The sequence below is a fragment of the Gammaproteobacteria bacterium genome (assembly GCA_029882975.1).
In the GTDB taxonomy this organism is placed as follows: domain Bacteria; phylum Pseudomonadota; class Gammaproteobacteria; order SZUA-152; family SZUA-152; genus JAJDNG01.
Genome location: JAOUJW010000008.1, coordinates 135,850 through 154,409 on the forward strand (window position 1 = coordinate 135,850; position 18,560 = coordinate 154,409).

Consider the following 18,560-nt stretch of genomic DNA (forward strand, 5'->3'; position numbering starts at 1 on the left):
GTCAGAGCTCGTCGATGTGAACTAAAGTGACACCATCCAGTGCATTGTCCGCATCGTCCAGCCCTTGTTTCTTATCCAGCTTGATCATCAAGCGCAATTCGTTTTCCGAATCGGCATGATGCAAGGCATCGTCATAACTGATTTTACGATCTTTGTATAATTCATACAGTGCCTGGTCAAACGTACGCATGCCCAGTTGGTTGGAATTGCCCATGGCTTCTTTCAGCCCGGCCACGTTGCCTTCTTTTATCAATTGAGAGACCAAAGGGGTATTGATCAAGACTTCCATGGCCATGACCCGGCCATCATGTTCAGGTGTGGGCAGGAGCTGTTGCGCAATCACTGCTTTTAAATTCAATGACAAATCCGACAAAATTTGATCGCGGCGGTCTTTGGGAAAAAAGTTCAGAATGCGATCCAAGGCCTGGTTGGCATTATTGGCGTGTAGGGTGGTAAGGCATAAATGCCCGGTTTCTGCGAAGGCAATAGCATGTTCCATGGTTTCGCGACTGCGTACTTCGCCGATAAGAATGACGTCCGGAGCCTGGCGCAAGGTGTTTTGCAGGGCCGCTTCAAAATTGTGAGTATCCACCCCCACTTCACGTTGCGTGACAATACAGCCGCTGTGTTCGTGAACAAACTCTATGGGGTCTTCCACGGTGACAATGTGACCGGAGCTGTTATGGTTGCGGTGTCCGATCATGGCAGCCAGAGTAGTGGATTTGCCTGTTCCGGTGGCCCCCACCAGTAGCACCAGGCCGCGCTTGGTCATGGTGATATCTTTAATAATATCCGGTACCCCCAGGTCGTCCAGTACGGGTATATCTGTCTTGATGCGGCGCAGGACGATACCGATATTGCTTTTTTGCTTAAAGACATTCACTCGAAAACGACCGATGTCGTCGGGTGCAATGGCAAAATTGCATTCCAGATTGTGTTCGAATTCTCGACGCAGCTGTCGGTCCATCAAATGATAGGCCAGTTGGTGGGTTTGTTGCGGATTAAGCTCATGCTCAATCAGTTTGACGATCTCTCCGTGGACCTTGAGGCTGGGAGGAAGGTCTGCCGTAATGAATAAATCGGAGGCATCCCGCTCCACCATCATACGCAGCAGCTCGTTAAAGTCTTGAATTACATTGTGGAAGTCATTAAACATGAGTAAAGGATACCGTTATAACGATTCCAATGTCCAATGATCCTGTGCCGGGTTACCCCGGTGCAGGATAAGGACATTGCCTACTGGAATAAGGACTTATTTGAACGTATCTTTGTTAGCTGCCTTGTTGGCCGCTTCCGCTTTGGTAATGATGCCACGGCGTAGCAGTTCCTGAAGGTTTTGATCCAAGGTCTGCATGCCCACACCGATACCCGTTTGAATGGCCGAGTACATTTGCGCCACTTTAGCTTCACGGATCAAGTTACGAATAGCCGGTGTACCGATCATGATCTCGTGGGCTGCCACGCGACCGCCACCGACTTTTTTCAGCAGGGTTTGTGAGATTACCGCACGCAGCGACTCCGACAACATGGAGCGAACCATTTCTTTTTCCGCCGCAGGGAATACGTCAATAATACGGTCGATGGTTTTGGCCGCAGAACTGGTATGCAAGGTACCGAATACTAAGTGACCGGTTTCCGCAGCTGTCAGAGCCAAACGAATGGTTTCCGGGTCACGCATCTCACCCACCAGAATGACGTCAGGGTCTTCACGCAGTGCGGAACGTAGCGACTCGTTAAAACCCAGAGTATGACGGTGCACTTCCCGTTGGTTAACCAAACATTTTTTACAAGGGTGTACAAACTCAATGGGGTCTTCAATGGTAAGTACGTGGCCGTGCTCGGTATTGTTTTTATAGTCGATCATCGCAGCCAAGGTGGTGGATTTACCTGAACCGGTGGGGCCGGTTACCAGAACCAGACCTCTGGGGTTGTTGGAAATTTCCGCAAAAATAGGTGGGCAACCCAACTGTTCCATACTCAAAATGGTGCTGGGGATAGTACGGAATACGGCGCCGGCACCGCGCTGGTGGTTAAATGCGTTGACACGAAATCGAGCCAGGTCAGGGATCTCAAAGGAAAAGTCGGTTTCCAGAAATTCTTCATAGTCCTTACGTTGCTTGTCATTCATGATGTCGTAGATCAGCGCATGAACCGCTTTATGATCCATAGGAGGTACGTTGATACGACGAATTTCACCGTCGACACGAATCATAGGGGGTTGTCCTGCGGACAGATGCAAATCCGAAGCGGAGTTCTTTACGCTGAACGCGAGTAATTCTGATATATCCATCGCTATCCTCTAACAAACAGAAACACTTGGTGGTATTGAAAGGGGGCCGCAAGTGTGCCAAGGTTCACATTTCATGTTCGCACCCAGCGGTTTCCAACCCATACGCATATAGCGTCAAATCCTGCACAATACTTTACGCAATGAATCGGTAAATGTAAAAGTTTCAAAAACATTCTCTCTCGTATTGGTGGTTCATTAACCACTTTTTGTTTGTTCGTATGTTTAATAAATGGCTTATGCTCTGACTTTGGGATTAAACTTGGAATATGGCAAGTAGGATCCAACAAAATATTCAACAGTACCTGCAAATAATCCATCAGGCATGCCAATCCTGTGGTCGTACCGACCCGGTTTTGCTCCTGGCGGTGAGCAAAAAACGATCGGTAGATGACATACGTGAAGCGGTGGCTGCCGGATGTACAAACTTTGGAGAAAGTTATGTACAGGAAGCGGTGAGTAAAATTCAACTATTGCAAGATCATTCCCCGCCTTTGAACTGGCATTTTATCGGCCCTATCCAATCCAACAAGGCAGCGCTGATTTCCGAGTACTTTCACTGGGTACATAGCCTGGACCGAGCCAAAGTGGCATTAAAACTAAATGAGGCGCGCCCAAGTTCCATGCAACCTTTGAATGTGTGTATTCAGGTGAATATCAGTGGCGAAGCAGCAAAGTCGGGAGTAAGCTATGAATTATTGGATGATTTACTGGCTGTTGTGCAAAAATGTCCCCGCTTGCGCCTGCGCGGATTAATGGCGATAGGATTGAATACGGATGACAAAGCGCGGCTACGGCAAATGTTTGCGCAACTGCGACAAACGCTGGAGCGCTTGAATTCTGCAGGATTGGCCTTAGATACACTGTCTATGGGTATGACCCAGGATTTGCACGAGGCCATAGTGGAAGGTTCCACGATAGTGAGAGTGGGAACGGGAATATTTGGTCCCCGCTGAATACTCGATTTTAAAAATAGGTTTAAATGATGAAATTGGCTTTTATCGGTGGCGGTAACATGGCCGCCAGCTTAATTGGCGGTCTTATCGCTGACGGTTACGATCCTGCGAACATACGTGTCGCAGATGTGGATGCGGCACGTCTGGATCGCTTATCACAGCAATTCGGCATACAGGTATTTGACGATGCGGCAACGGCAGCGCAGCAGGCGGATACGGTGGTGTTTTCCGTCAAACCCCAGGTATTGCGCAGCGTGGTACAGGATTTGGCATCTGTCATTCAGACCCAAAAACCATTATTACTCTCCATAGCGGCCGGTATTCGAACCAAAGACATTGAGCGCTGGACCGGCACCAATGCCACCGTGGTTCGGGCAATGCCCAATACACCGGCAATGGTACAGTGCGGGGCCGCAGCACTGTTTGCCAATCAACGGGTCTCGGAGCAACAGAAACAAATGGCTGAATCCATACTGCGTGCCACCGGTTTGGTGGTATGGGTGCAGGATGAAGCCCATATGGATATTGTTACAGCTCTATCCGGCAGTGGTCCGGCCTATTTCTTCCGTATCATGGAAGCCATGGAGAAAGCAGCGGTGACATTGGGCTTAGAGCAAAAATCTGCACAACTGCTAACATTACAAACAGCGCTGGGTGCTGCCAAATTGGCATTGGAAAGCGCAGATGATGTGGCAACCTTGCGTGAGGGGGTGACCTCCCCGGGTGGGACCACTGAGCAAGGTTTGAAAGTTTTGAACGACAATAATATCGATGGTCTGGTTCAAGAGGTGATTCGAGCCGCCTATGAGCGCGCCATTGAACTGGCTGATCAACTGGGAGAGTAACTGTCAGTGGGAGCGTATGCAGGCAATGCCGGTATTTTTCTTATCGAGACCATATTCGGCTTATATTTGGTTGTGGTTATGTTGCGGTTCCTGTTTCAATTTATCAGGGCCGATTTTCGCAATCCGGTATCGCAGTTTATATTTAAAGTGACCAACCCGCCTTTGGTGCCCATGCGTCGCTTTATACCCGGTTTTATGGGGCTGGACATGTCATCCCTGGTGTTGATGCTTCTCTTGCAAGCATTAGAAATATTTCTGGTGAAAATGGTGCAATCCGCGCCACTGCCCATGACCAATCTCCTCATGCTCACTGTGGCGGAACTGCTGCAATTACTGATTTACGTCTACCTGTTTTCCATATTGGTTCAAGTCATTCTCAGTTGGGTAAATCCGGGAGGATATAACCCGGTTGCCGCCATACTCTACGCTCTTAACGAGCCTTTGTTAGGGCGTGCCAGACGCCTGATGCCGCCCATATCCGGCTTCGACCTGTCTCCTATTGTAGTGTTGATCATTTTACAGCTGCTCAATATGACGATTGTTGCCTACCTAAAAAACACCTTCGATACCGCCCGGGTAATTTTTGTTGGCGGTTAACATAGTCGCTACCGTTATGGTTTATGTGGTATCAGTGGCAAGATGATGATTTGCTGCTCTGGGTTACTGTCCAAAGCCGTGCGGGTACAGATGCTTTGGTTGGCATTCACGACGATGCACTCAAAGTAAAAATCAAAGCTGCACCGGTGGATGGTAAAGCCAATCAGCACTTGATTAAATTCCTGGCAAAAATTTTCGATGTAGCGCCCTCCCACATCCAATTGCTCAGTGGTCACACTAACCGTAGAAAACGTCTGCGGATTGCCGACCCGCAAATTCTGCCTCACCAATTCAAACAAAAACCCTAAATATTCCGCGCCTAATTGAGCAAAAATTGGACCGGAACTTGCCTCGTGTATTGCACGTTGCGCCGACTAAACTTATTTGTTTCCTGGCCGCTATTGGAAAGGTGACTCTATTTTAGGCTTAGGCGTTAAAAAAAATTAACATATTTTCAACAGTTTAGGTAGTCAGCAATGGTGAAGGAACAGCTTACCGAACAATTGGAGGCATATAGTCGCTGGAAAAAAAATGTCAGCGCTAATATAGCCACTTACAGGCAGTGGCTGGAAGAACACGACATGAGTTCTCCGGAAGATGACCTGCGTCTGTTTGAAACCATTGAGTCTTTAAAAACCGATCAAATGACCATTGCCGTTGCCGCAGAATTTTCTCGGGGCAAGACTGAGCTGATCAACGCGATTTTCTTTGCGGATTACAAAAAACGTCTATTACCGTCTTCAGCCGGACGTACCACCATGTGCCCCACCGAGCTGTTTTATGATCACAAGGCGGATCAACCCTACATCCGCATGCTGCCCATTGAGTCGCGGTTGGAAGACATGAGTATAGCGGAGCTGAAACAGCATCCGGAATATTGGACTGCCATTGAATTGGATACCGCCTCACCGGATACCATGGTGGAGTCTTTTCAGGAAATTGTTCGAGTGAAACATGTCGCGGTAGACAAAGCCGTAAAACTGGGCCTGTACAATGTCGATCAGCATGAAAACGAAGAAGTCCCGGCCACGGTAGAAATCCCCATGTGGCGCCATGTTTTAATCAGTTTTCCCCATCCCATGTTAAAGCAAGGCTTGGTCTTATTGGATACGCCGGGTTTGAACGCTCTGGGTAGTGAACCGGAACTGACCATGGATATGTTACCCAGCGCTCAGGCTGTTATGTTTATATTGTCTGCTGACACGGGCGCCACCAAGTCGGATATGGATATATGGAAGCAACACGCTAAATTATATCGAGAGAACCAACAAACCGGCGTGCTCATCTTACTCAACAAAATCGACACCTTGTGGGACGAGTTACAGGATGAAGCCAAAATTCAATCCAATATTGATACTCAGTGCAACACTGCAGCGGAAATGCTGGATGTGGATCGCAAAGACGTCTACCCGGTATCGGCACAAAAGGGTTTGTTGGCAAAAATCAAAAAAGATGACAGTTTGTTACAACGCAGCGGTTTACCCGCTATAGAAAAAACCCTATCTGAAGAGATTCTTCCGGCCAAGCAACAGATTGTTCGAGATAATCTCGTTTCCAAAATCGGCTCCATGGTGACCCAAACGCGGGATATTCTGGCCGGACGTAGTCACAACAACCAAACACAATTGGAGGAACTGCGTTCCCTATCCGGTAAGAATGCCGACGTCCTAATGGAGAGCATGAAGAAACTGCGGGCCGAACAAATGGTGTACCAAAAAGACGTGGAGAACTTTCAAACCAGTCGCCAAGTGCTGAAGCGTCAGCTCATTGCTTTGAGCGAATCCTTGAACCTGGAGAGCCTGGACCAGCTTATAGGTAAAACCCGAGAGGTGATGGTGGACAGTTGGACCACTGCTGGGATGAAAAAAGGCATGAAAACCTTTTTCAACGGAGCCCGTGAAACCATGACGCAGGTGAACTGGCAAGTGGACAAAGCCAATCAAATCGTACAGACCATATACGATCGGTTTAAGAACGAACACGGTTTTACCAAGGTACACCCGGAATTGTTTCAAACCAATAAGTATTCGCGGGAATTAAATCAGCTGTATGAGCGAGCCGAAGAGTTTCGTAACAGTCCCGTTACCACTATGACGGAACAAAGCTTTGTGGTGAAAAAGTTTTTCGTCAATATGGTGAGTCATGCTCGTAATGTGTTCTATAAAGCCAATGAAGATGCAGAACGTTGGGCCAAGTCTGCCATGTCGCCGCTGGGTAAGCAGATAAAAGAGCGCAAAATGCAGCTGGAGAAACGATTGGCCACCATGCAAAAAGTAAAGGCATCGCGGGAGCAGTTGGGAGCCAATATCGCCATATTGGAAAAAGAGTTGACAGACCTGCAACAGCAAATCAACACGATAGACAATATCCTCAACAGCATTAACGCACCTTTACCGGGAACCCAGGAATCCAAGTTGGCGAATTTGGCCTGATATTCTCTGTCTAGTATAATCCGCCCACTTTATATTTATGCGAAAAGTGGGTTCTTACTGTGCCACAAACATTTGCACCGGACTCCGTGGGTCTGGTGATCCCCCAAACGGCTTCTTTTCACGACCCCATTGAGCTGGAGAGCGGTGTTGTTCTGGAAAGTTACGATCTTGTCTTTGAAACCTATGGCACACTCAATACGGAAAAGACCAACGCCGTTTTAATTTGCCACGCTTTAAGCAGTGATCATCATGCCGCCGGCTACCATAGCCTGGAAGACCGCAAGCCCGGTTGGTGGGAGGTTTGTATCGGCCCAGGCAAACCTATTGATACCAATCGCTTTTTTGTGGTGTGCGCCAATAACCTGGGGGGGTGTCGCGGATCCACCGGGCCTTCTACCCTGAATCCTGAGACGGGAACAGCCTACGGGCCGGATTTTCCCATTGTGACGGTAAAAGATTGGGTCCACAGCCAGGCACGTTTAGGGCGCTATCTCGGGATTGAAACCTGGTTGGCTGTTATTGGCGGCAGTCTGGGGGGTATGCAGGCCTTGCAGTGGAGTATTGATTTTCCCGAGCGCTTACATCATTGCATTATTATCGCCGCGGCTCCCAAATTATCTGCCCAAAACATTGCTTTCAATGAAGTGGCCCGGCAGGCGATTACTACAGACCCGGAGTTTCATCAAGGTCGTTTCTACGATTATGGTGTGGTGCCTCGTCGTGGCTTGATGCTGGCGCGTATGCTGGGACATATCACCTATTTGTCTGACGATGCGTTTGGTTCCAAGTTTGGCCGGGAATTGCGTAGTGGTAAATTAAACTATAACTTCGATGTGGAGTTTGAAGTGGAAAGCTACCTGCGTTACCAGGGGCAAGCATTTGCTGATCGTTTCGATGCCAATACCTATTTACTCATGACCAAAGCCTTGGATTATTTTGATCCGGCAAGCCAATTCAATGACAAATTATCTGCCGCCCTACAGCACAGCCGCGCTCGCTTTTTTGTGATTTCCTTTACCAGTGACTGGCGTTTTTCCCCGAAGCGTTCCCGCGAAATAGTCAAATCCTTGTTGGATGCCGCTAAGCCGGTGAGCTATATCGAGGTGGAGGCGCACCACGGTCATGACGCCTTTTTAATGCCGATTGAACCGTATTTAAAGGCTTTTTCCGCCTATATGAAAATGATGGGCAATGCTGCAGCAACAAGTGGTACGGTGGATAGCGCTGTGGAGCGGGGGAATAGACAAGCCCGGAAGCATGGGGAGGACTGCACATGCAAGCCATGAGGCCGGATTTAAAGCTTATCAGTCACTGGATCGATCCCGGAAGCCGAGTACTGGACCTGGGGTGTGGCAACGGGATGCTGCTGACACATTTGCAACAGCAGCGGCAGGTCAGCGGCTATGGGCTGGAGATTGATCCGGAAAACTGTACTCAGTGTCTCAGCGCCGGTTTAAACGTGATTCAATGGGATTTAAACGAAGGTTTGGGGGATTTTGATAACGACTCGTTCGACTATGTGATTATGACTCACACCTTACAAGCCGTAAAAAAACCTTTAAATTTGCTTAATGAAATGCTGCGTGTTGGCAAGCAGGTTATCGTGACCTTTCCCAATTTGGCGTTTTGGCAGTTTCGTCTCAAACTCATTTTTTCCGGCACCATGCCTCTATCGCGAGCCTTGCCACACACTTGGTATGAATCGCCAAATATACACCTATGTACGGTGAAGGATTTTGAAACAGCGTGCCGTGACCATGGTATCCAGGTGACGCAACGAGCCTTTGTGGACTACACTCACCAGGCGGGGAAGCGGTTGTTTCCTAACTGGTTTGGTGAAATTGCCATTTACCGTTTGGCTTCGCGTAACAAAATTGCCACCGCCACCGCTTGACATCGGCTTTAAAATCGTTAAAGGTCATATGAGAAAACCTGGAGATTAAATGTGACTAGACTGACTAAACCCATTTCTGACTGTTTCATAAGAGTTTACAGTCGTACACGTTGCAACACTCTGGTATTGACGGCAATACTGGCTTTGCTGCTGTGTGCTCCGGCAACAGCCGGTACATCGCAAACGTTTGGTGATTACACCATTCACTACAGCGCTTTCACCTCGGATTTACTGCAACCCAATATGGCCAAGATGTATAAAATCGTGCGCAGTAAAAACCGAGCGATATTGTCCATTTCTATTCAAAAGAAAGCCTTAACGCCGGTAGGTACTCCGGTAAAGGCCAACGTAAAGGTCGAAGCCACTAATCTCACCGGACAACTGAAAAATATCAATATTCGGGAAGTCGACGAAGGGGCTGCAGTATATTACATCAGCGAATTTCATGTGGCTCACGAGGAAATCCTGGACTTTACCTTAACGGCCACGGCTAAAGAATTTGAAAAACCCCTGGTGGTTAAGTTTCGACAGCAGTTCTACACCAAATAAGAATCCTCGCCCTGAGCTTGGTCGGCACGGGAGAGTCTATATCTGATAGTTCAATATTAGGGGGGCGTGGTCGGAAAAGCGCTCATCCTTATAGATGTGGGTCGATTTGACTTTGTCCTTCAGCCCGGGGGTAATCACTTGGTAGTCGATGCGCCAGCCAACATTCTTGGCCCAGGCCTGGCCGCGATTGGACCACCAAGTGTATTGGTCTTCTTCTTGGTTAGCGACACGAAAGCCATCGACATAACCCAACTTACCAAACAATTGATCCATCCACTCCCGTTCTTCCGGCAGGAATCCGGAATTTTTCTGATTGCCGCGCCAGTTCTTAATATCGACTTTTTTATGAGCGATGTTCCAGTCGCCACAAATAACGAACTCGCGTTTTTTGCGACGCAGTGATTGGAGGTGAGGGACAAAACGATCAAGAAAATCGAATTTAATTTGCTGCCGCTCCTCGCTGCTGGAGCCTGACGGCAGGTACAAGGAAATAACGCTGAATTTGTCAAAATCGGCTTGTATATAGCGCCCTTCGGCATCCATGTCTTCCCATCCCTGCCCCAATCCGCAAGTCACTTTCTTGGGCTTTTCCCGACTGTATATGGCAACGCCGCTATAACCTTTTTTTTGTGCGTCAAAGTAATAACAGTGATAATCTTTTGGATAATAATCTTCGGGGTGTAACTGGTGCTCTTGCGCCTTGGTTTCCTGAATGCAGACAATATCGGGTTTTTCTCTTTCAAGCCATTGGAAAAAACCTTTGCGATGCGCTGCGCGAATTCCATTAACATTGACAGAAACTATTTTCATAAGCCTTCGTGACTCTTAAATGTGTTAGGGGTTAATTGTGTTAGGGGTTATTTGTGTTAAAGTTAGCAAGCACTGGTCGCCTATAATACATTAATTTGCACGCGGAAAAATCATGAAACCCTACCAACAGGAATTTATTCAGTTTGCGCTCAACATCGAAGTACTGCGTTTCGGTGAGTTTACCCTGAAATCCGGGCGAATCAGCCCCTATTTTTTTAACAGTGGTTTGTTTAACAGCGGTGCCAGTCTGGCGGCACTGGGACAATATTACGCCCAGGCTATAGAAAATTCCGCTCTGCAATACGATATGATTTACGGGCCTGCGTATAAAGGTATTCCCTTAGCCGCAGCCACCGTGGTCGCTTTGGCCGGGCAATACAACAAAGATGTGCCATACGCCTTCAACCGCAAAGAGGCCAAGGATCATGGTGAAGGAGGGTCTATCGTGGGGGCTCCTCTGCAGGGAAAAGTACTTATTATCGACGATGTGATATCGGCAGGCACCTCGGTACGCGAATCGGTAGACATTATTCAAGCGGCAGGAGCCGTACCGGCCGGCGTGGTCATCGCACTGGATCGTCAAGAAAGAGGCAAGAGTGAAACATCCGCCATACAGGAAGTGGAACGAGATTACGGTCTTAGTGTTGCCAGTATTATTCAATTGGAAAATCTCATCGAATACTTGCAACAACAAACCGGGATGGAAAACATGCTCAGCAAGATTCAGGAGTACCGCAAGACTTATGGCTGCCAGGCCGGGCTTATGCCTGGTGCTTATTAACTAGCTGTGCTCGGATGCCAGCGCGTTCGCTGTGTTAGCAGCAGCTTTCGTCGTGGGACAATAAAGCGTGAAAATACTACCCTGTCCCGGAGCGCTGGTTACGGTTAAGCTACCCCCCATAAGCTCTGCATAGTGTTTACTGATAGCCAGTCCCAAGCCTGTACCTTGTTGCGGTGCTGACTTACCTTGCTCGTATTTTTGAAAAATCACTTGTAGTAATTTATTGTCCATACCCTGACCTGTGTCTTCTACTTGCAGAAACACGCCTTGTTGCTTGCGCTCGCAATGCAGGGTGACATAACCCTGGTCGGTAAACTTGATGGCATTTCCCAACAAGTTGATAAGTATTTGACGTATTTTGGTACGGTCTGTTGTCAGCGTGCCGATACCACGATCCACATTTAAATTCAATTGAATGCCTTTGGCTTTGAACTGGGGTTCAAACAAGTGCTGTAACTCTTTTAACACGGGATACAGAGAAAAATCCTCGCGTATGATTTCCATCTTCCCGGCTTCCATCTTGGCCAAGTCCAACAGATTATTGACCAGGTTCAATAGTTGATTGGAGCTGGAATTCATCAGTTCCAATTGTGAGCGTTGCTTGTCCGTTATAGGGCCGGAGTAACCCTCAATGAGCATGGAGGTAAATCCCATAATGGAATTTAAGGGGGTACGTATTTCGTGGGACATACTGGCCAGGAAGTCGGATTTTACTTTGGTGGCTCGAATAGCATCATCTCGTGCCCGAACCAACTCCTGGGTGCGCTCTACAATAATATCCTCGAGGTTGCGTTTATAGCGGTTTAACTCCCGGTCTGCACGTACCTTATTGGTAATATCGCGGAATGCCCATAAGCGGCCGAGGTTGCGGTTAAAGGAAAGCGGACGAGTGTAGCGATCAAAAACCCGGCCATCTTTGAAATGAATATTGTCCCTTTCCACTCGGTTACTACCATAAAGTTTACGTACTTTTTCCTGAAAGCTTTGAGGATCTCTCAACTGATCCAATACGAACATCAGCGTTTTTTGATCATCTCTGGCGTTAATAACGGTTTCGGGAATATTCCACATATGAACAAAACGGGCGTTAAAGTGGGATACATTATTTTCTGTGTCAACCACCAACACACCTTCTTCTATAGAGTCCAAAATTACCGAAAGTAATGTATCGTCTTTAGAGTTCCTTGGCATGTGTTCCTCGTATATTTGCGCGCCGGTTATGAAACAGGGTTTAGGCGATACAGCAATAACCTGATTGTGTGTTGAAACACTGGTTTCAAAACATTATTTCAGTGATACAAGCGATACATATATTGAGCGATGCTTTAGAGAGTCCCGTCAGGTTGGTATTTCACAGTGTAGTACACAGTTCTTACGTAATAGTGATTGACAGTGAAAGTTAAATAAGATTTTTCAAAGATTTCCAAAAATGAGTTTTAAACCCAGGATGAGAGTGATAGTCTCGTAGCTGCGTTTGATCCAGCGGTTACCTTTTACAATGGCTAAATGGGCACCGATATAACCGCCCAATAGTGATCCTAATAAAAGCGCGGGTAGCCATGACCACTGCACAGTAGTCAGCAGTGTTAAGGTGATGGCTCCGGTGCCGTTCCAAAATAAGCCCACTAATACCAGTGTGTAGGCCACAGCCAGCTTGTAGTCCATACCGTAGTGGCGTACCAGCCATAAAGTTACAAATAAACCGGTACCTGAGGTCAATGAACCGTTGAGAGCACCTATGACAAAAATAACCATTCCGCCGCCGGCTCTATGCCAAAAAGTATCCTTGATGTCGCGCTTGTTCATGCCCAGGTCGGGGTTAAATAGGGAATACAAACCCAGACCAATGGTGAGTATGCCCAGTGAGATTTCGGCTTCTCGATCCGGTACTGCGAGAATAATGTTGGCGCCCACTATGACACCCGGTACCCCAAAACCGACAATGGTGAGTACTTGTTTGCGGTGTAAATGATGGGTTTTAAGATTGCGAAGAGTGGCGCCTACGCCCAAGGCCACGCTGGCTATTTTGTGGGTGGCCAAAGCGATACTGAATGGCAGGCCCAGAAAGATCAGCACCGGGAATTGTATCAATCCGGCTCCCCCGCCGGCAAAAGCCGAAAACAGATTGGCTACCAGAGAAATAACAAACAGTATGAGTTGTTCAAAATACAATTTAACTAGGCTTTATTGCCGGATTTGATTAAGGTGCCTACCCCTTCGTCGGTAAAAATTTCCAGAATCACCGCATGCTCCACTCTGCCGTCAATGATATGGGCCGAAGTAACACCGGAGCGTACTGCATCCAGCGCGCAGGCGATTTTGGGGAGCATGCCGCCATGTATGGTGCCGTCGGCGATGAGCTCGTTCACTTTAGCAGTGGTCAGTCCGGTGAGCAATTTGCCATCTTTATCCAATAGCCCGGCTGTGTTAGTGAGTAACATGAGTTTTTCAGCCTGGAGTACCTCGGCCAATTTGCCGGCTACCAGATCGGCATTAATATTATAGGACTGGCCGTCCTCGCCCACACCAACCGGGGCAATAACGGGAATAAAATTACCGCTGGTGAGCATGTGGATGATGGACGGATCAATGCTGGCCACCTCCCCCACATGTCCGATATCGATAATTTCCGGAACGGTCATTTCCGGTGCGTTCTTGGTAAAGGTGAGCTTGGTGGCATGAATCAAATCACCGTCCTTGCCTGTCAGGCCCACGGCATTGCCTCCGCAGCGGTTGATGGAACTGACGATTTCCTTGTTCACCAGTCCGCCCAGCACCATCTCCACAATATCCATTGTTTCGCTGTCGGTGACCCGCATGCCTTGGATAAATTCGGTTTTTTTTCCGATTTTTTCCAGGTGTTTGCCGATTTGTGGCCCACCACCGTGTACTACCACGGGATTGATGCCCACCGTTTTCATAAGCACAATATCTCGGGCAAAACCTTGCTTCAGGGCTTCATCCACCATGGCGTTACCGCCGTATTTAATCACAATGGTTTTACCGGCGAAGCGTTGGATATACGGTAAGGCTTCTGCCAGCACCCTTGCGGTTTTCATTGCCTGTTCTGGATTTAGTGCCATCTACTTACCTACTATTTAAAACGGAAGTTCAACGGGAACGGCGGCCTGTGACGAGACCAAATCGCGGAACTGCGCTTTTATTCTTTCCAGACCCGCTTCGGTTTCGGCTTCAAAACGGAACACAATGCAAGGCGTGGTGTTGGAGGCGCGTGCCAATCCAAAGCCATCACTGAAGTCGGCACGAATACCGTCAATATCGGTTATTTTCGCGTCTTCGAAGTGTGCATTTTGGACCATTCTTTGAATCAGATTAAAATGCTCTCCTTCAGGTAAATCCAATTTTAACTCCGGTGTGTTTACCGAATCGGGCAGTTCAGCAAAAATTTCTCCGGCCGGGCGCGAGTCTTGTGAAAGGATTTCCAGTAAGCGCGCTGCGGTATACAAAGCATCGTCGAAACCATACCAACGCTCTTTGAAAAAAATATGACCGCTCATTTCACCGGCCAGTAACGCTCCGGTTTCCTTCAGCTTGGCTTTTATGAAGGAGTGACCGGTTTTCCACATCACGGGTTCACCACCGGCTTGGCGTATGATTTTGCTCAAATGGGTGGTGCATTTAATATCAAAGATGATTTGGCTGCCCGGATTGCGGGACAAAATGTCTTGGGCATATAGCATCATTTGCCGATCGGCCCAGATGACTTCCCCCTGCGGAGTTACCACACCAAGACGGTCACCGTCACCATCAAATGCCAGGCCGATGTCGGCTTTTTCCTGTTGCAGAGCCTGTATCAAGTCTTCCAGGTTTTCCGGTTGGCTGGGGTCGGGGTGGTGGTTGGGGAAGTGGCCATCCACCTCGCAAAACAACTCGGTGATGCTACAGCCCAGTTCTTTTAACAAATCCGGCGCTATTGCGCCGGCGACACCATTGCCGCAATCCACAATCACTTTCATGGGGCGAGACAGTTTGACGTCCTGAACGATGCGCTGAATGTACTCGGATTCCACGTTGCGAGTCTGAAATTCCCCCTCGCCGTGTCTGAAGTTTTGTGTTTCGATACGTTGTTTCAGTTCCTGGATGGCTTCGCCGGAAAGGGTCACGCCACCGATAACCATTTTCAAACCATTGTAGTCGGGCGGATTGTGGCTTCCGGTGAGCATGACACCGGAACCGCTGCCAATTTCATAGGCGGCATAGTAGAGCACCGGTGTGGGTACCATACCCACGTCTGTGACATTGCAGCCGCTGTCCAATAGGCCCTGCGTAAACGACTTGAGCAAGCGTGGTCCGGATAATCGCCCGTCCCGGGCAACATAAATGTGATTTTCGTGTCGATCCTGGGCTTCGCTGCCAAATGCCAGACCAATTTGGTAAATCGCTGTTTCGGTAAGGGATTGGTCCACAATGCCGCGGATATCATAAGCCTTGAAAATATTGGGATCGATGGGTGCCTGGGTCATGCCGGTTCCTGTATTTTTGTTGGGATCGAATCTGCGTTAATGATAGCGCAAACCATGCACCGGACGAAACTTAAAACTCAAGCAGCAGGCAAAGCTATCGTGCGGGATGATTGGGGAAAACGGCGCAGACTTTGTCTACGCCGGCGTAACCAATTGGGGTGAAGGTTTGTGAGCGTCACGAATATGGACCAGCTTGGGCGTGGCGTTGTTGAACAGTACATCCACTTGCAGACCGCCATAGATCGATTTGTCCAGCACAATTTGAACGTTGTGTAGTTCCACAATGCGTTTGACCATGGATAAACCCAAGCCGGTGCCTTGCTCTGTGGAGCCGCGGATGCGGTAGAATCTTTTGAATACCTGCTCCCGCTCTACCGGAGCGATACCTGGGCCGCTGTCAGAAACTCGTAGCATGGTATGACCGAAATGACTGTCGATTTGAACATCCACACAGCCGTTGCGCGGGGTGTAACGTATCGCGTTTTGTACCAAATTAGTGACCAAAATTTTGATTAGACCTTCCCTGCCCTGTATTTGACTGCCTTCGATCTGTAGCTCGTTATACAGACTGAGCTCAATATCCTTCTTCAGGGCCAGGGGAGCCAAATTGGCCAATTGTTCCTCCACGACCTTGTGCAGATTGGTAGTTTCCGATTTCTTGATCTGAGTTTCCGGGTCCAGACGAGATAGGGTTAAGAGTTGTTCCACCAGGGAAGTGGCTTTGTCCACACCTTCAACGACCTCATCCAAAGCCTCATTGCGGGTTTGTTCGCATTGGGCACGTTTGGCATTTTGCGCGTGAACTTTCAGTGCGGCCAAAGGCGTACGCAGTTCGTGTGCGGCATTGGCCGTAAACTGGATGATATTACCGAAAGCGACTTGGAGTCGGTTAAACAATGTATTAATCGCCTGAATCATGGGTTGGGCTTCGGCCGGTATTTTTTTGAGACTGATAGGCTCAAAGTTGTCATAATGGCGTTGCTTAAGATCTTTAGCGATATTGTTAAGCGGTATCATAGCTCGATCTACACTGAAAGTAATGAGCAGCGCCAATAAAGGCAGCATCAAGCTGAAGGATGCGATCAGGCGAGTAGAGATATTGTTTGCCAGTACATGGCGCTCATCATAGTGCTGCCCCACCTGTACTCGGATTGTATTTGATTCATTCGAGACGGAGTAGACACGCCAGGGTTGGTTGCCCAGAATCTTGTCTTCAAACTGGTTGTCCAGTTGGGTAAAACGTTGCCGAGGCGCGTTTTCCGTGCGTACCGCGAGCAAATTGTTGTTGACCCAAATTTGAAAATCGATTTCCTGTTGGTATTTGTGTACTTGTACCGCTATGGGTTCGGAAATTTCGGAGTCTTCGCCATCTCTTCTTGCCGAAAATGCCAATTGTTCGTGTAATTCGTGGGCACTGAGCTCCAACAAAACCCTGGCGGCCTGAGCCAGTTGCGCGTCGAACAACTCCTCGATTTCATACTGTGTGTCAAAATAGTTTTTAACCAAAGTGAGTGAACATGCCACGGCCATCAGTGACAGCAGGCTTACCAATAAGCGCTTTTTGATAGACAGTGTCATTGGCGTGTATCCATAATGTAGCCTACACCGCGTATGGTGCGGATGAGATCGTTGCCCAGTTTTTTACGTATTTGGTGAATGTGGACTTCAACCGCATTGCTTTCGATCTCGTCTTTCCAGGAATACAGGCTATCTTCCAGACGCGAGCGCGACATTACCCGGCCTTGGTTTTCCATCAATGTTTGCAAAATATCAAAAGCCCTGGGTGTTAATTCGACGATCTCGCCCCCCTTGCGTACAGTATGAGAGGCAGGGTCCAGCGACAGATTGCCGCTTACTAAAACCGGCGTGGCCCGGTCGTGGCTGCGTCGCAGCAAGGCTCTTATGCGCGCATTGAGTTCGTCAATGTCGAACGGTTTTATCATGTAGTCATCGGCACCGCTGTCCAAACCGATGACTCGATCATTGACCGTATCGCGGGCAGTCAAGATAAGAACCGGAACTTTGTTGTCGCGGCTACGGATGTCGCTCAATAGATCGATTCCCGATCGTCCGGGTAAACCCAAATCCAAAATAGCGACATCGTATTGTTCTGCCATCAAAGCAGAATATGCCGTTTCACCGTCTTTGACCCAATCTACAGCATAGCCGGCCTGGTTCAAACCGGTATAGACGCCTTTTCCAACGCTGGCGTTATCCTCAACAAGTAGTAGTCGCATCGAAATGTCCCCCATCATCTTTTTTAATAAGATAAAATGACTTAGCGCATGGTTTTCCCCACCCCTACGATAATTCTGGTTGTAAAGTCCTGACCGTGCAACTTCCTGCTCTCCCGAGTTTGGTGTATTTAGCCGGGTAATAGCGCAAAATCTTCCGTTACTTTGATCACGATCAAATTTGTCACACGCCCTTTACCCCCTGGGTTTGTGTAACTCCTCGCTTGTCATTAAAGCCTGATAAGCTGAAACCAATCTTACTGCGGCGTTAAGATACGCTTAAATTATGCAACTCATTGATTACTAGCGTTAATGCGGGTGAGATATTTTTCAAAATGTGGCCTGTAGCCCATTAACCGGATGAAACGGCCAATATTATTCTATATACTGATTTCAGGAACCGAATTCCAAGGGGGTTCCATTGGTAAAACCCTGATCCTTGGGGGCCTTCTCGTGTTTCAGTTTTTCTGGAGTGAGATTTTATGAAGGAAGGGGATAACGTTGTGGATATTGCTACCCGAGAAGAGGGCAAAATCCGAAAAATATTTCATGACGGTTGGTTGCGTATTCGTGTAGAAGTGGAAATGAACGACGGAGACCAGCGGCATTACAACTTCTGGGAATTACGCCGAGTGGAGGAAGTCGGCAGCCTGTAAACCAAGCTGCCGATTGGCTTTCGAATTTCCTGTTT

At 48.2% G+C, this 18,560-nt stretch carries 19 protein-coding genes; 10 read left to right on the plus strand and 9 right to left on the minus strand.

The window, feature by feature from the left end; all coding sequences use genetic code 11:
• Position 1: 1 nt before the first annotated feature.
• Together OEY58_08225 and OEY58_08230 are read right to left on the minus strand one after the other, a co-directional pair.
• A complete protein-coding gene (locus OEY58_08225) occupies positions 2 to 1,156 on the minus strand; it encodes a PilT/PilU family type 4a pilus ATPase (GenBank protein ID MDH5325431.1) in 1,155 nt (384 codons plus the stop codon).
• Positions 1,157 to 1,252: 96 nt separating this feature from the next.
• A complete protein-coding gene (locus OEY58_08230; protein ID MDH5325432.1) occupies positions 1,253 to 2,290 on the minus strand; it encodes a type IV pilus twitching motility protein PilT in 1,038 nt (345 codons plus the stop codon).
• Between the two features lie 266 nt (positions 2,291 to 2,556).
• On the opposite strand from OEY58_08230, the gene OEY58_08235 reads away from it, so the two are divergent.
• The 8 genes from OEY58_08235 (at position 2,557) to OEY58_08270 (ending at position 9,560) form a co-directional block, all read left to right on the plus strand.
• Positions 2,557 to 3,243, plus strand: coding sequence for a YggS family pyridoxal phosphate-dependent enzyme (locus OEY58_08235; GenBank protein MDH5325433.1), 687 nt, complete (start codon positions 2,557 to 2,559; stop codon positions 3,241 to 3,243).
• A 26-nt stretch (positions 3,244 to 3,269) separates the two neighbouring features.
• Entirely contained in the window at positions 3,270 to 4,088 is an 819-nt protein-coding gene (proC, locus tag OEY58_08240) for a pyrroline-5-carboxylate reductase (GenBank protein ID MDH5325434.1), read from the plus strand.
• A 6-nt stretch (positions 4,089 to 4,094) separates the two neighbouring features.
• The gene (locus OEY58_08245) at positions 4,095 to 4,685 is read left to right on the plus strand and encodes a YggT family protein (GenBank protein MDH5325435.1); all 591 of its coding nucleotides are present in this window, start codon (positions 4,095 to 4,097) and stop codon (positions 4,683 to 4,685) included.
• 23 nt (positions 4,686 to 4,708) lie between these two features.
• A complete protein-coding gene (locus tag OEY58_08250) occupies positions 4,709 to 4,993 on the plus strand; it encodes a DUF167 family protein (GenBank protein MDH5325436.1) in 285 nt (94 codons plus the stop codon).
• A 168-nt stretch (positions 4,994 to 5,161) separates the two neighbouring features.
• Positions 5,162 to 7,117, plus strand: coding sequence for a dynamin family protein (locus tag OEY58_08255; protein MDH5325437.1), 1,956 nt, complete (start codon positions 5,162 to 5,164; stop codon positions 7,115 to 7,117).
• Between the two features lie 59 nt (positions 7,118 to 7,176).
• Positions 7,177 to 8,403, plus strand: a complete 1,227-nt coding sequence (locus tag OEY58_08260; GenBank protein MDH5325438.1) for a homoserine O-acetyltransferase — start codon at positions 7,177 to 7,179, stop codon at positions 8,401 to 8,403.
• Positions 8,400 to 9,011 carry a methionine biosynthesis protein MetW gene (metW, locus tag OEY58_08265; GenBank protein ID MDH5325439.1) on the plus strand — a complete coding sequence of 204 codons (612 nt, stop codon included), beginning with the start codon at positions 8,400 to 8,402 and terminating at the stop codon, positions 9,009 to 9,011. The genes OEY58_08260 and metW overlap by 4 nt, the downstream gene beginning before the upstream one ends.
• 51 nt (positions 9,012 to 9,062) lie before the next feature.
• A complete protein-coding gene (locus OEY58_08270; protein ID MDH5325440.1) occupies positions 9,063 to 9,560 on the plus strand; it encodes a DUF4426 domain-containing protein in 498 nt (165 codons plus the stop codon).
• 36 nt (positions 9,561 to 9,596) lie between these two features.
• Here OEY58_08270 and OEY58_08275 read toward each other — a convergent pair whose 3' ends face one another.
• Positions 9,597 to 10,370, minus strand: a complete 774-nt coding sequence (locus tag OEY58_08275; GenBank protein ID MDH5325441.1) for an exodeoxyribonuclease III — start codon at positions 10,368 to 10,370, stop codon at positions 9,597 to 9,599.
• 112 nt (positions 10,371 to 10,482) lie between these two features.
• On the opposite strand from OEY58_08275, the gene pyrE reads away from it, so the two are divergent.
• A complete protein-coding gene (gene pyrE / locus OEY58_08280; protein ID MDH5325442.1) occupies positions 10,483 to 11,151 on the plus strand; it encodes an orotate phosphoribosyltransferase in 669 nt (222 codons plus the stop codon).
• On the opposite strand, the gene OEY58_08285 is transcribed toward pyrE, so the two are convergent.
• The 6 genes from OEY58_08285 to OEY58_08310 all read right to left on the minus strand — a co-directional run bounded on the left by OEY58_08285 (position 11,152) and on the right by OEY58_08310 (position 17,872).
• A complete protein-coding gene (locus OEY58_08285) occupies positions 11,152 to 12,342 on the minus strand; it encodes an ATP-binding protein (GenBank protein MDH5325443.1) in 1,191 nt (396 codons plus the stop codon).
• A 222-nt stretch (positions 12,343 to 12,564) separates the two neighbouring features.
• Entirely contained in the window at positions 12,565 to 13,323 is a 759-nt protein-coding gene (locus tag OEY58_08290; protein ID MDH5325444.1) for a sulfite exporter TauE/SafE family protein, read from the minus strand.
• 5 nt (positions 13,324 to 13,328) lie between these two features.
• Positions 13,329 to 14,234: an acetylglutamate kinase gene (argB, locus tag OEY58_08295; GenBank protein ID MDH5325445.1), complete on the minus strand. Its 906-nt coding sequence runs from the start codon at positions 14,232 to 14,234 to the stop codon at positions 13,329 to 13,331.
• Positions 14,235 to 14,249: 15 nt separating this feature from the next.
• Positions 14,250 to 15,635: a phosphomannomutase/phosphoglucomutase gene (locus OEY58_08300; GenBank protein MDH5325446.1), complete on the minus strand. Its 1,386-nt coding sequence runs from the start codon at positions 15,633 to 15,635 to the stop codon at positions 14,250 to 14,252.
• Between the two features lie 135 nt (positions 15,636 to 15,770).
• Complete coding sequence (locus OEY58_08305) at positions 15,771 to 17,213, minus strand: ATP-binding protein (GenBank protein MDH5325447.1); 1,443 nt, start codon at positions 17,211 to 17,213, stop codon at positions 15,771 to 15,773.
• The gene (locus OEY58_08310) at positions 17,210 to 17,872 is read right to left on the minus strand and encodes a response regulator transcription factor (GenBank protein MDH5325448.1); all 663 of its coding nucleotides are present in this window, start codon (positions 17,870 to 17,872) and stop codon (positions 17,210 to 17,212) included. Before OEY58_08310 ends, OEY58_08305 begins: the two co-directional genes overlap by 4 nt.
• A gap of 479 nt (positions 17,873 to 18,351) precedes the next feature.
• Here OEY58_08310 and OEY58_08315 point away from each other — a divergent pair, with 479 nt between their 5' ends.
• Positions 18,352 to 18,525, plus strand: coding sequence for a hypothetical protein (locus OEY58_08315; GenBank protein ID MDH5325449.1), 174 nt, complete (start codon positions 18,352 to 18,354; stop codon positions 18,523 to 18,525).
• Positions 18,526 to 18,560 lie beyond the last annotated feature (35 nt).